This is a genomic window from Hyphomicrobium sp., assembly GCF_036780825.1.
GTDB lineage: Bacteria > Pseudomonadota > Alphaproteobacteria > Rhizobiales > Hyphomicrobiaceae > Hyphomicrobium_C.
In genome coordinates this window covers 1-13,446 of sequence record NZ_DAIQCD010000012.1, presented here as the reverse complement: position 1 = coordinate 13,446, position 13,446 = coordinate 1, and the positions used below count along the sequence as shown (strand labels likewise).

Annotated in this window: 10 protein-coding genes; 6 read left to right on the top strand and 4 right to left on the bottom strand. The window is 65.7% G+C overall.

Features of this window, described 5'->3' with window-relative positions; translation table 11 throughout:
• Positions 1–74 precede the first annotated feature (74 nt).
• Positions 75–467 (top strand): heat shock protein HspQ, encoded by a 393-nt coding sequence (hspQ, locus tag V7P99_RS07315; RefSeq protein ID WP_333794143.1) that lies wholly within the window; start codon positions 75–77, stop codon positions 465–467.
• A gap of 117 nt (positions 468–584) precedes the next feature.
• Here the strand turns inward: hspQ and V7P99_RS07310 are convergent, their stop codons facing one another.
• Positions 585–1,436 carry an invasion associated locus B family protein gene (locus V7P99_RS07310; protein ID WP_333794142.1) on the bottom strand — a complete coding sequence of 284 codons (852 nt, stop codon included), beginning with the start codon at positions 1,434–1,436 and terminating at the stop codon, positions 585–587.
• Positions 1,437–1,776: 340 nt separating this feature from the next.
• On the opposite strand from V7P99_RS07310, the gene V7P99_RS07305 reads away from it, so the two are divergent.
• The 3 genes from V7P99_RS07305 to V7P99_RS07295 all read left to right on the top strand — a co-directional run bounded on the left by V7P99_RS07305 (position 1,777) and on the right by V7P99_RS07295 (position 6,284).
• Positions 1,777–3,576, top strand: a complete 1,800-nt coding sequence (locus tag V7P99_RS07305; protein WP_442909884.1) for an extracellular solute-binding protein — start codon at positions 1,777–1,779, stop codon at positions 3,574–3,576.
• Between the two features lie 27 nt (positions 3,577–3,603).
• Entirely contained in the window at positions 3,604–5,142 is a 1,539-nt protein-coding gene (locus tag V7P99_RS07300) for a class I adenylate-forming enzyme family protein (protein WP_333794141.1), read from the top strand.
• Between the two features lie 128 nt (positions 5,143–5,270).
• Complete coding sequence (locus tag V7P99_RS07295) at positions 5,271–6,284, top strand: lipid A oxidase (protein WP_333794140.1); 1,014 nt, start codon at positions 5,271–5,273, stop codon at positions 6,282–6,284.
• A gap of 233 nt (positions 6,285–6,517) precedes the next feature.
• Here the strand turns inward: V7P99_RS07295 and V7P99_RS07290 are convergent, their stop codons facing one another.
• Positions 6,518–8,989, bottom strand: coding sequence for a response regulator (locus V7P99_RS07290; protein WP_333794139.1), 2,472 nt, complete (start codon positions 8,987–8,989; stop codon positions 6,518–6,520).
• Positions 8,990–9,296: 307 nt separating this feature from the next.
• Here V7P99_RS07290 and V7P99_RS07285 point away from each other — a divergent pair, with 307 nt between their 5' ends.
• Together V7P99_RS07285 and V7P99_RS07280 are read left to right on the top strand one after the other, a co-directional pair.
• Positions 9,297–9,653 (top strand): hypothetical protein, encoded by a 357-nt coding sequence (locus tag V7P99_RS07285; protein WP_333794138.1) that lies wholly within the window; start codon positions 9,297–9,299, stop codon positions 9,651–9,653.
• Between the two features lie 151 nt (positions 9,654–9,804).
• Positions 9,805–12,540 (top strand): DUF3772 domain-containing protein, encoded by a 2,736-nt coding sequence (locus V7P99_RS07280; protein ID WP_333794137.1) that lies wholly within the window; start codon positions 9,805–9,807, stop codon positions 12,538–12,540.
• 209 nt (positions 12,541–12,749) lie between these two features.
• Here the strand turns inward: V7P99_RS07280 and V7P99_RS07275 are convergent, their stop codons facing one another.
• Both V7P99_RS07275 and V7P99_RS07270 read right to left on the bottom strand, forming a co-directional pair.
• Positions 12,750–13,076: a DUF1476 domain-containing protein gene (locus tag V7P99_RS07275; RefSeq protein ID WP_333794136.1), complete on the bottom strand. Its 327-nt coding sequence runs from the start codon at positions 13,074–13,076 to the stop codon at positions 12,750–12,752.
• Positions 13,077–13,195: 119 nt separating this feature from the next.
• Positions 13,196–13,446: hypothetical protein (locus V7P99_RS07270; protein ID WP_333794135.1), on the bottom strand; the 251-nt coding region annotated here is incomplete at its 5' end.

Genomic DNA, 13,446 nt, shown 5'->3' with positions numbered 1-13,446 from the left:
CCATCAACTATAAAGCATAGTTCCGTTGACTTTGGCTCGGCCCTCTTTTCGAATGGGTCTGGGGGGTGAAAAGCATGCAGCGCAAACAGACACAGCCGCCGACGCCGCGCCGCCGTGCCAAGCGCAAGGCTCCGGCCAACGCCGTCCGCAGGGCGAAGTACGCGCTCGGCCAGGTGGTGCGCCACCGGATGCATTCCTTCCGCGGCATCGTGTTCGATATCGATCCGGTGTTCTCCAATACCGAGGACTGGTATCAGGCGATCCCGGCCGAGGGCCGGCCCGTCAAAGATCAGCCCTACTACCACCTGCTCGCGGAAAACGCCGACACGGAATACATCGCCTACGTCTCGGAGCAGAACCTGCTGCCGGACGAGAGCGGCGAGCCCCTGCGCCATCCGCAGATCGACGATTATTTCATCGAGGACGAGGACGGCAGCTATCGCGCGGTCTATATCCAGCCGCACTGATCCGGAGTGCGGCAGGGCTCCCTCATCACTCCGCGCCCACCCTGAGGCGCGATATGCAAACAAAAAGGCCGCCCGAAGGGCGGCCTTTCAATTCTGGATCTCGGTTCCGGAAGACGATTATTTCTTCGCCTCGCCGTTCTTCTTGGCTGCTGCTGCGGCGGCTTCGGCCGCGCCGGGCTGCGGCGGCAGCTCCTTCATCTTCTCGGCCTTGAACTTCTCGTAGGCTTCCTGCTGGCGCTGGCGGATCTGCGCCATGAGCTGGCCGCGGGCCTTCTTATATTCCTCGTTGTCGACCGGCTTGCCTGCGAACGCCTCGGTGAAGCCATCGAGCGGAACCGGGAAGCCGATCGGTTGCGCCTGCGCGTTCATGGCCAGAACCATGATGCCGCCGCCGGCCTTCATCTGATCGACGATCTCCTTGGTCGCCTCGGTCTCGGCCGTGCATCCCGAGGGATGGCAGAGCGAGAACTTGAGGTCGATCGGTTTGAGATCCTTGTCGTCCACCTTCTCGTTCTTTGCGGCCTTGTCCCACTGCTCCTTCGTGTAGACGGCGGCCTTGAGGCCGGGCGGAATGGCCATGCCGAGCGGCACCATGATCATGAGATGATCGTGCTCGTTCCCCTCGACCTGGCGGATCGCGGCCGAAACCAGAACCATGCCGGAGTTACCGTCGAGGCGCTCGTGGTGGGTAAGGCAGATGTTCTTCTCTTCCTTGATCTCCTTGCCGTCCTTGTCATGCGCGACGAGCGGAGACTTTTCACAAAGCTTGACCCAGGCGCTCTGCTTCTGGGTTTCGCCTTCCGTCTTGGCCGCCGGCGCCTTGGCGTCCTTGGCGGCAGGAGCGGCCTTCTGATCTTGCGCTAAAGCGAGATTGCCGTGAGCCGCGAGGCCGAGCACCAGAGCCAGCGCCGCGCCGCCCGCAAGCACGCTGCGCCCCACGCTCGTTGCAATGCCAGATCTGTGCAACATCGGTAAATCGACCTTTCGTAAATGAGTCAGTCCATACGCCGCCTGGCGCCTTCCGGCGGCCCGGCCCATCCGCTGCGCTCGATCGGCGACCATTGGCGCGCGCCCTGACGCTTATCACGTCGTCCGGCCGGCAGTAATGCCCGGATTGCGGCAATCCCGTGACGGGAGAAACGCCGCAGCAGTATGCACAGGCTGATGCGGCAGAGCCGTGGCAATAGGGCCACGCAGGGGCGGCATCGTTCCGCCGTTCCTATGTCGCCCACGTGTGATACGTGATCCGTCGGGCGGCAGCAAATCCAACGCGTTGCCCTCGTCCTGGAGGATGAAGCCGTTGCACCTCATGATCCTCGCGATGCTCATGGCGCTCCTCCCGTCCTCAGGGTTGCGGGCGGAGAGCGCTTCCCCGAAGCGCGCGCCGGCTCATGCAATCGCCATGCATGGCGAGCCGGCCCTGCCGCCGGGCTTTCCCCATTTCCCCTACGTGGCGCCAGATGCTCCCAAAGGCGGGAGGGCGACGCTCGGCTCCTCCGGTTCCTTCGACAATCTCAATCCGATGATCGTGCGCGGCGAGCCGGTGCAAGGCATACGCGAGTTCGTCATCGAAAGCCTGATGGCCCGTAGCCAGGACGAGCCCTTCACGCTCTACGGGCTGATCGCACAATCGATCTCGGTGCCGGATGATCGAAGCGAGGTCACCTTCCTGCTCGATCCGCGCGCAAAATTCTCGGACGGAACACCGGTGACGGCCGCCGACGTTCTGTTCTCCTTCGAAATTCTACGCGACAAGGGCCGGCCGAACTACCGCACCTACTACAGGAAGGTGGCGCAGGCGGAGGCGCTCAGCGATCACGAGGTCCGCTTCGTATTCGCCGATGCCGAGGATCGCGAGCTGCCGCTCATCCTCGGCCTCATGCCCGTCCTGCCCCGCCACGCCGTGGATGCCGAGCGCTTCGAGGAGACGACGCTCGCCCCCCTCGTCGGCTCCGGTCCCTATCGCATCGCCGCCGTCGATCCAGGGCGGTCCATCACCTATCGCCGTGATCCCGACTATTGGGGGCGCGATCTCCCCGTCAACCGCGGCCGCTTCAACTTCGACGAGATCCGCATCGAATACTATCGCGAAGGCTCGACGCTGTTCGAAGCGTTCAAGACCGGCACCATCAATATCCGCGTGGAGGACGATCCGGCGCTATGGGCCAAGGGCTACGACTTTCCGGCGGCGAGGGATGGGCGCATCGCGCGCGAAGACATCGCAATCGGGATACCCGCCGGCATGACGGGCCTCGTTTTCAACACGCGCCGCCCCGTCTTCGCCGATCCTCGGGTGCGCGAAGCCCTCATTCACCTCTTCAACTTCGATTGGGTGAACAAAAGCTTCTTCCACGGGCTCTACAAGCGCACCGAGAGCTATTTCGAGCGCTCGATGCTCTCGTCATCCGGGCGCCCGGCCGATGCCCGCGAGCGCACTCTGCTGGTCCCCTTTCCGGATGCGGTGCTGCCCTCGATTATGGAGGGCACTTGGCGCGTCCCCGAAAGCGACGGCACACCCCACAACCGCACCAACGTGCGCCAGGCCTACGAAATGCTGGAGGCGGCCGGATACGCCATGCAGGCCGGGCGCCTCGTTCACAGTGAAACCGGCCGGCCGCTCACGTTCGAGATCCTTGCGGCGACGACGAGCCAGGAGCGCCTTCTCGGCGCGTTCCGGGCCGATCTCGCGAGGATCGGCATCTCCGCCCGCATCCGCGTTGTGGACAGCGCGCAATATCAGTCGCGCCTCAAGACTTACGACTACGACATGATCCAGTTCACGTGGCCATCCTCCCTTTCGCCGGGGAACGAGCAGCTCTTCCGCTGGTCGTCCCGCGTCGCGGACGATCCGGGCTCCTACAATTACGCCGGCGTGAAGAACCCGGCGGCCGACGCCATGATCGCAGCGATGCTCGCGGCCCGCGAGGAAGCGGACTTCGTCTCCGCCGTCCGTGCTCTCGACCGCGTGCTCCTCTCGGGGCACTATGTCATCCCGCTTTTCCATTCCCCCACCCAGTGGGTCGCCTCCTGGAGCCGCCTCGCCCACCCGGGCGTCAGCCCGCTGTTCGGCTTCAATCTCGACACGTGGTGGATGCGCCCTGCCGACTGAACGGGCCGCCGACCGAAACAGGAACCGATGTACACGCCGCTCTTCACGCCTGCCGACAATCCGCCCTTCAACATGGCCCGCTACTGCATCGGGCGTGCGGCCGCGGCGACGCGGGACAAGCCGGCACTCCTCATCGTCGCGGATCCCGGCGCGAGCCCGACGGAAGTGTGGACATACGCGGATCTCGAAGACGCGGTGCTGCGCACGGCGGGCGCGCTTCGTGCCATGGGGCTTTCCCAGGGCGATCGCCTGATGATCCGCCTCGACAATACGAGCGCCTACGCCATCCTCTTCTTCGGCGCCGTGGCCGCGGGGCTCGTGGCGCTCCCCGCTTCGAGCCAGCTCACCGACCGCGAGGCGCTGTTTCTGCTCGAGGACAGCGGCGCGGCGGCCATCGCCTGCGCGACGCATCTCGACACATCGGGCCTCTCGCGTGCTCCTCACGTGCTCTCGCCAGACGACGTCGCGCGCATGATGCGCGAAGGCCCGCGCCTCGACTATGCGGCGACGCGTGCCGAGGATCCCGCCTTCCTGATCTACACGTCCGGCACCACGGCGCATCCCAAAGGCGTGCTGCATGCCCAACGTGCAACGCTCGGACGCAGGCCCATGTATCCGGGCTGGTTCGAGATCTCGGCCGCCGACCGCGTGCTCCACGCCGGCGCCTTCAATTGGACCTTCACCCTCGGTGTCGGCCTTACCGACCCGTGGGCGAACGGCGCCACCGCCGTCGTCCATATCGGCGAGAAGGATCCCACGATCTGGCCGCGCCTCATCTCCGCCACGGGCGCGACGATCTTCGCTGGCGTACCGGGGCTGATGCGCCAGATCCTGAAATATGCCGACCTCTCACCTTCGGCGATGCCGACGCTGCGCCATAGCCTGATCGCCGGAGAGGCGCCGCCCCCCGGCCTCTTCGAGGATTGGGCCGTCCGCACCGGCAGCCACATTCACGAGGGCTTCGGGATGAGCGAGATCTCGACCTATGTCTCGACCGCCCCGAGCGTGCCCCGCCGCGCTGGCGCCATCGGCAAGGCGCAGCCCGGCCGGCGCGTCGCCATCCTCGCGGTCGAGGGCCCGCATGCGCCGGTAGAGCCCGGCCACGAAGGCTGGATCGCCGTCCACCGCTCGGACCCGGGCCTCATGCTCGGTTACTGGAACCGCCCGGCGGAACAGGCGGACGTGGTGCGCGGCGAGTGGTTCGTCGGTGGCGATCTCGGCCACATGGACGCCGATGGCTACGTGTCCCACACGGGCCGGAGCAACGAGATCATCAAGGCGCTCGGCTATCGCGTCTCTCCGCTCGAAGTGGAAACAGTATTGGCCGCCCATCCCGATGTCGTGGAGGTAGCTTGCGCCGAGGTCGCCGTGCGCCCTGGTGTGCACATCGTCGGCGCATTCGTGGTCGCGAGACCAGGCGCTGCCCGCGACAGGGAAGCCATTCTCGCCTTCGCCGGCGAGCGGTTGGCGGCTTACAAATGCCCGCGCGAGGTGCGCTTTCTGGACGCGCTTCCGCGCACCGCAAACGGCAAGGTCCAGCGTTCGCGCCTCTTGCTCCACTCCTGATATCTGGCGTGAGGATCAAGCGGCATCGATGCCACGCCCTCGCCGCGACTTGATCGCACAGTCTGGCGGATGGCTCCCGGACGGGATAGAGCACAAGGCGCGCGCAATGCGAAAGGACGGGGTACATTATGCAGGTCGGGACTTGGGGGGCATGGCCTCGCCGCACCGGAATAGACACGCCTTGGCGAGCGATCCTCGACAAGGGCGGGAGCCTCGCGGCCATTGCAGCTCTTGCCTCCGTCGCCGTCCTCAATTCCGAGAACACCGATACGGCACCCGATGAGGCACCGCCTGCCGTCGCGAGCGAGGCATCGCCTGCCGAGGCAAAAAAAGCACGGCCGGGCCGCGAGATCCTGATCGCCGGCTATATGTCTCAGCCGTTCTACCGCCGCAGCGACGTGCACCTCACGCGCCCGGACGGCACTGACACCACGCTCAAGCAGCTCGGCTGGGACGGCGACGCGTGGCGCTTCCCGATCGATGGCGGCGTGCGCAGCATGGAGTGGTGGGGCTCGGTCGGCGTCATGATCGACTTCCTGCACAACAAGGCGGTGGCCCGGCTCGGCAAAGGTGCCCATGGGCGCAAGCTCGCCAACCCGGTGATCGAGGACGTCGATGCCGAGGGCACGCTGGCCGGCGAGCCCATCGCGCCGCGCGTCAAGCTGACCGACGTTTTCGAGCGCCTCGAGTTCACGCATGGCCACAACGTGCTGCTGTTCACGGGCCTTCTCCGCCCGGTCGCCGTCACGTCGCGGATCCGCCCCTATCTCGGTCTCGGAGCCGGCTTTGCGCTGCCCCACGTCGAGGTCTGGTTCCCGGGCGGTGTCCAGGATGACCGAACCAACGAATACCAGTTCGCCGGCCCCGCCGCGCAGGCCGTCGCCGGGCTCGAGTTCCGCGTCGGCAAGGTTTCCTACTTCCTCGAATACAAGCTCAGCTGGGCGCACATCTCGGCCGCTTTGACCGGCGATGAATCGTGGAAGAACTTCAACATGCCGGGCGACCTTCTTCGCCAGCTTGGCCGCTGGTGGCGCGGCGAGGTTCCGCGCCACGGCACCGTCGAGACGACGCTCACCGCCCACCAGGCCGCCTTCGGCGCCGGCTACTGGTGGCAGGCGCGCCGCGCCGCCCCGGCTCCCTGAGCCGGAACCAACCCTTCTACCAATCGGAAGCCATTGCTTCCCCTCCCCCTTGTGGGGAGGGTTTAGGGGTGGGGGGAAGCCCTGAAAGCAGACGGTCTGGAAACCGCCCCTCCTAACCTCCCCCACAAGGGGGGAGGAACGAGCGCGGCCAGCGGCCGTCAGCACCGGCTTTTCCCTGAGAGACCGTTTCACATCCCGCGAGCTGAGTACTCGCATCGCCCACCGATCAGGCGCTATCGCCCGAGTTGCTCCTTCACCTTGGCGGCCAGCTGCGGCAGCGAGAAGGGCTTCGGTAGGAATGCGAACTGCTCGTTCTTGTCGAGGCTGGTCTCGAACGCCTCGTGCGGGTAGCCGGAAACGAAGATGATCTTGAGATCCGGGTTCCGCTTGCGCAGCTCCTTGAGCAGCGTCGGGCCATCCATCTCCGGCATCACCACGTCAGACACCACGATATCGATACGATCCTCGTGAAGGTCCATCATCTCGAGCGCTTCGATACCGGTGGATGCCTCAACCACCTCATAGCCCTGCCGCTTGAGCGCGCGCACCGCGAACGAACGCACCACATCCTCGTCCTCGACCAGAAGCACGCGGCCGCTGCCCGTGAGATCCTGCGGGCGCTCCTTCTTCGCCGCCTTCTGTGTGGCGAGCGCCTCCTCGTCGTCGGGCATATAGCGTGGCATGTACACGCGGAACGTGGTGCCGCTGCCGAGCGTGCTGTCCGCATAGATGAAGCCGCCAGACTGCTTGACGATGCCGTAGACGGTCGCAAGGCCGAGCCCCGTGCCTTTGCCGACACCCTTGGTCGTGAAGAACGGCTCGAAGATCTTGGCCATGACGTCGGGCGGCATACCGGAGCCGGTGTCGGTCACCTCGACCAGCACATACTCGCCGACCGGCATGCCATGGAGACCGAGCCGCTGGCTCTCGCGCTCGGTCACATTGCGCGTGGCGATTGAGAGCGTTCCACCCTCCGGCATTGCGTCGCGCGCATTGACCGCCAGATTGATGACCACCTGTTCGAACTGCGTGCGGTCGGTCTTGACGTACCAAAGATCGCGCCCCGTCGGCGTCTTGAGCTCGATGGTCTCGCCGATCGAGCGCTTGAGCAGTGGCGCGAGATCGCCGAGAACTTCGCCAAGTTGCAGAGGCTCCGTCTGCAGCGTCTGCCGGCGCGAGAACGCGAGCAGCTTGGCCACGAGACCCGCCGCGCGCGTGGCGCTCGAGCGGATGTTCATGATGTCCTTGTGCGCGGGGTCGGTCGGCCGGTGCGTTTGCAGCAGGAGATCCGAGAAGCCGATGATGGCCGTCAGCACGTTGTTGAAGTCGTGCGCGATACCGCCGGCGAGCTTGCCTACCGCCTCCATCTTGGACGACTGCGCGAACTTGGCTTCCAGCGCCTTCTGCTCGGTTGCATCGATCAGGTAGAGGATTGCCGCCTCGCGCGCATCCTGAGCCTGGGTCAAGGGCGCGAGATAGAGCCGGCGGGAGAACTCGCTTTCGGCGCCGACCGTGATGTCGATCGGCGTCGTGCTCACGGTGCCCGAAATGACCCGGGCGATGGCAGCGTCGACCGCCGCGCGCGTATCCGCGTCAGCCGAGCGGCACAATACGTCGGCGGCCGGAACGCCAATCGCGGAGGGGCCATCCGGGATCATGCGCGCGAAGGCAGCGTTGGTGCTGGCGAGGCGGCCGTCGCTCCCAATGGTCGCAATACCGAACGGCGACGACTGGAAGATGCGAGCGAAACGGATCTCGGCGGCGGCCGGACCGTCCTCTCCCGCGACAGTGGCGCGCCTGAAGACTGCGATCAGCAATCCGCCCTGGTTGTCGCGGCGGGCGAAGAACCGCAGCGGCACCGAGGCGCCCTTCTCGACGGGAACGTCGAGGTCGACGCCCTCACCCGTCGTGTAGAAGGCCGCGGCGGCATTGGCGATCAGCTCCGCCCCCTCTGTCGAGACGATATCCGTAAGCTTGAGCGCTTTCTGCGTCGAGCTTTGCGGCTCGATCCCGAGCCAGCGCAACAGCGTGGCGTTGAGCCGGCGGACGTTGCCGCGCGCATCGACCTCGAGCAGGCCCGCAGGCACGCTGTCCATACGCTCGAGCGCCGCCTCGAGCGAGGTGACGGCACTCACCTGCCGCGCCCGCTCGGCCGTGACGTCGGTGACGGTCCAGAGCGACATCGGCCCGAGCTCGCGGTCGTGGCCGCGCACGAAGCACGGGCGCTGAGCGACGCGGAAGATCTGAGGCGCGCGCCCATCGGCCCGGATCTCGATCTCCTCGCGCCACGGTTCGCGGCGCGAGGCGGCACGCTCGAGGCGGAAATAGGCGGCGGCGGCGCGCGGATCGCCGGCGAAGAGGCTTTCGAGCGCCTTGATCTCGCCCGCTGCTGTCACCCCCACCATGTCGGAGAGAGCGCGGTTCGCGTAGAGAGGCCGGCCGTCGCGGCGTGTAACGAGCAGGCCGTCGTCGAGGCTGTCGGCAAAGGCGCGCACAAGATCGTCATCGCGCACACGCTCACCGATACGCACATGGCCCGCTGCGTAGCCGAAGGCGGTGAAGAGGCCCATCATGGCGAGCAGTGAGAGCAGCGTCAGGAGAAGCGGCTCACGTGAAGGCGAAGCGACGAGCGCCAGCACCACCACACCCACCGCCAGCGCCACCGCGATAACTGGCCCCGCGCCGGTTTCGCGGGCCCCGCTCACGATCGGGACGTCTTTCGTATTGGATGGGATCGGGCCTGATCTTGAGTGGCGGGCCTCGCTTTCGCTCATGAAGGCGAAAGCTATCTGATTCTCCGAAGGAGCCGCCTCGGATATCTGCATCGGAGCTCGGATACTCATACGCTACGCTATGTCCGTGTGAGGGAGTGGCAAGGCCGGGAGCCGTATCCCCCGCCTGCGCCATGGCGTCCACAGTTCGATCAATAGGGTTAAAATGGCATGAATTCCGCGCTATACGGGCCTTCGATGTCGGTTCCAGAGGAGGCGCGGGGCAACCCGGCACGATTTCATGTGGGATATGCTCTACTACCTCGCGATCGTGCTGTTTCTCGCGGTCGCAATGATCGGCGGCGCCTTTGCGCTGCGCACCTATCTCGGCGGAGCGAACCCGGCCGGAGCCGTCGGCTCGCTGTTCAGGCAGAAGCCCGTGCGACGGCTTGCGATTAGCGAGCAATTCAATCTCGACAATCGGCGCCGCCTCATTCTCGTCCGCCGTGACGACGTAGAGCACCTGATCATGACGGGTGGGCCCGTGGACCTCGTGGTCGAAACCGGCATCGCCGTGCCGCACGGCGCGCTGCCCAACGAAAGCATGCCCGCGCCGGCGGCGACCGCCGCTCCGCGCGTGGATCCGACGCTCGCGTGAGGCGGGCTCTTCCGTCGACATCCGCTTCGCGGAATGGCGTGGCCGAGCTCCAGGCGTCGGGGGTGGGCACAGATGATATTCCATTTTCCAGCCTGCGGCGTGCACCCGCGCCGCAGGAGGATCACCAACGATCGATGCGTGGGGACGACTGATGATTGCGGATGGGCTCTCACTTCGCTGGACGGCGTTGCGTAAGACGGCGTTCCTCGCGTTTGCGGCCTTCGTGGGCAGCTCCGCGGCCTGGGGTCAGGCCCAACCGCAGCCGACACAGCCTCCTCCGGCACAAGCTGCACCCGTCCAGGCGGCGCCTGCTCCGGCGGCACCGGCGCAGAATGCAGCGCCGCCCGGTGCGCAGGCTCCCCAGTCTCCTGAACAGGCCCCACAGGCCCAGCAAGCGCCGCCGGTTCAAGCTCCTGCGGCGGTGAACGGCGTCGCCCCGCAACAGCCGGCTGCGCCCTCAGCCGGTGAAACCGCGCCTCCCGCCGAGCCAGCGCCACCTCCCCCTCCCGTGCTGACGCCCGCCGAACAGAGGGAGATTGAAGAGGCGGTGCGCCCGATCGCGAAGATCAAGTCCGACCTGGAACGGTTGGAGAAGGCGGTCGAGCACAGCAAGGAGGACGACGAGGCGTTGGCCCGCCTGCGCGGCGATCTCATCGAGGTGTTCCGCAGCGCGGCGGCGACACGCGACGCCCTACAGCCCAAATCTGAAGCCATCGCCCAGCAGATCGAGAAGCTCGGCCCGCCACCGGAGAAGGACGCGACTGAATCGAGCGAGGTTGCGGCCGAGCGCACTCGCCTCAAGACGATGGCGAGCGAGTTCGACGGCGCATTGAAGAACACCGAACTGCTTTTCGTGCGCGCCCGCCAGCTTCGGGTGACGCTGCAGACTGCGCGCCAGGAGCTGTTCGCCAATCAGCTCTTCAGGCGCACGCTGTCGCCCGTCGCACCCACGATATGGACGCGGCTCATCAGCGACGCGCCGGCTGCGGGCCGACAGATCACCGATACCTTCTCCACCTGGATGTCGCTCGCCCAGCGGAAGTGGACCGATGTGGCGGGGCTGGTCCTCGCCGTCGTGCTGCTGTTCGTCCTGCTGCGCGGGCTCGCGCACCGCATCCTCGCCTGGCGCCTCGACAGGCCGCGGGACGAGCCCCCGAGCTTCTTCGTGCGGGCCGCCACCGCCGGCTGGGTGGCCCCGCTCTTGGCGCTGCCCGCGTTGACGGCCCTTCAGGTCCTCGGCATGGGGCTCGACCAGTTCAAGCTGCTGACCTGGGAGATCGGGCAGATCGCCGAGAAGGTCTACCCGGCCCTCAATGTCTTCATCGGCGTGGCGGCGCTGGCGCGGGCCATCCTACAGCCGCGCCGGCCGGCATGGCGCCTGGTCGATCTATCGACGCCAGCGGCGCGAACGCTCACGCGCATCATCACGCTCATCGCCGCGGTCTTCGCGGCCGACATCATCCTGCAGGAGATGGTGCGACGCCTCTTCCTCCCATTCTCCGTCAACATCATGGAGGCCGCGCTCGCCAGCATCGCGATCGGCATTTTGATGCTCAAGCTGGTGCGCACGCCGTTCCAGCCAGGCGCGCTGACCCCGGTGCAGGGGCAAAACGTCCATGAGGAAGGAATTGCCGGCAACATTGCCCGCTCGCGCCTGCGCCCCTACCTGATCAAGCTGCCGCTCCTGGTCGCCGCCCTGATTATTCTCGGCGCCTCTCTCCTCGGCTATGTCGGTCTCGGCCGCTTCGTCACCCAGCAGGTAATCCTTACCGGCAGCGCTATCGCGGTGTTCCTGATTTTCCACCTGGCGATCCGCGCGCTGTTCGGCGCCCCTGGGAGCGGCGTCAAGCCGTTCGATGACGTGCTGCAGGAACGGCTCGGCCTTGAGGCGGGCCAGAGCGGCCTGCTTTCCCGCACGCTCTACGTGATGCTCAACGCGGCGCTGGTGCTCTCGGCCGTGCCCGTGATCCTCATCATTTGGGGGTATTCGAGCCAAGAAGCGTTGTACTGGATGCGCCAGGCCGTCTTCGGTTTTCAGATCGGCGAGTTCCGCATCTCGCTGGCGCGCATCCTGCTTGCGGCCGGGCTCTTCCTTCTGCTCGTCTTCGTGACCCGCATCGTTCAGCGCTGGATCGATCGCGGCATATCGCATTCGAAGCGCATGGATCAGGGCATTGCCAACTCGATCCACACGGCCGTCGGATACACAGGCTTCATCGTGGCGACGCTGGCGGCGATCTCCTACGGCGGGCTCGACATCACGAACATCGCCATCGTCGCCGGTGCGCTCTCGGTCGGTATCGGTTTCGGCCTGCAATCGATCATCAACAACTTCGTGTCCGGCCTCATCCTGCTCGTCGAGCGCCCGATCAAGGTCGGCGACCGCGTGACGGTCAACGGCCAGGACGGCTTCGTGCGCCGCATCTCCGTGCGCTCGACCGAGATCGAGACCTTCGATCGCGCGAGCTTGATCGTGCCGAACTCGGAGTTCATCACCACCACGCTGACCAACTGGACGCACCGCAACGCCCTAGGCCGCGCGTTGATCAAGGTCACCGTGGCCCATAGCTCGGACCCGGAGCTCGTGCATCAGACCCTTCTCAAGGTCGCCGAGGATTGCCCCCTCGTCCAGAAGCACCCGCCGGCTTGGTCGGGCCTCGACAACTTCGCCGCGGACGGCCTGGAGTTCATCCTGATCGCCGTCGTGTCCGACATCGGCAAGCTCGGCGATGCCCGTTCGGACCTGCGCATGCGGATCGTGAAAGCGTTCCGCGAAGCCGGCATTGAGATCTCTCATCCCCGCCGCGATGTGCGCGTCCGCGATCTCGACGCCGTCCACACGCTCTTAGCCCGTATGGCGGAAGAAAGAGCACGCACGGGGGGATGAACCCTGCGCGCGCCCCGCGCGCTGCCGATCTAGAGTGCTTCCGGAAAAGTGGGGAACCGGTTTTCCGAAGAGAAGCACGATCGAACAAAAGCTTAGAGCCGTTCCCCGATTCCACTTAAATCGGAACGGCTCTAGCTGTGGCAACGGATCGAGAGAGATGCGCGCCGGCCCTTGCGGCCGCGAGCCCCCCTCTCGCCGCGTGTCCGCCGTTACGACCTGTCGGCCTCGACCTCACTCACGGCCTGGGCGAGAAACTCGGCGAGCTTGGCTCGGATCTCAGCCTCATCCACCGCGATCCCTTTGTCGTCGAAGTCCTGCTTCACCTTGCGCACCACGTCCGCATCGCCCGCCTCGGCCAGGTCCGCCTTGCGCACGGCCTTGATGTACTCCTCGACGTCAGAGCCAGTGATGCCGAGCTTCACCGCCGCCCACTCGGCAAGCCTCTTGTTGCGCCGGCTTTCCGCTCGGAACTTGAGATCCTGGTCGAGCGCAAACTTCTTCTCGTAGCTTTTCTCTCTATCGTCGAACGTGGTCATGATGATCTCCGCCAGGATGGTGTGCCGGATGTTCCAGCTTTGTTCTCAGAGACAGAAGGTTGCATGTGCGCCAGAGTTTACCCCTCGCCCTCGAGCGGTACCGCGACCGTGCTGACAAATCAACGGCTTGCTTGCTGCACGGCGCGGGCCACCTGCGACACCTCGTTTAGATTGTTTCTGCCCCCTGCTTCAGCTAGTGTCCAGATCATGATTTCTGTGCGTTGGGCCGGCCCAAGCAAGACGAGAACTCCCAAAAATCTCGCTGTAAGATCAATGGGTCGGCTCCCGTTGGAGAGGTTCGGCGTTATCAAAGATAGATTGAGCATGAGCGTGATCGTCAAGGGACCAGGATCGATGAACAAGCGGCGTC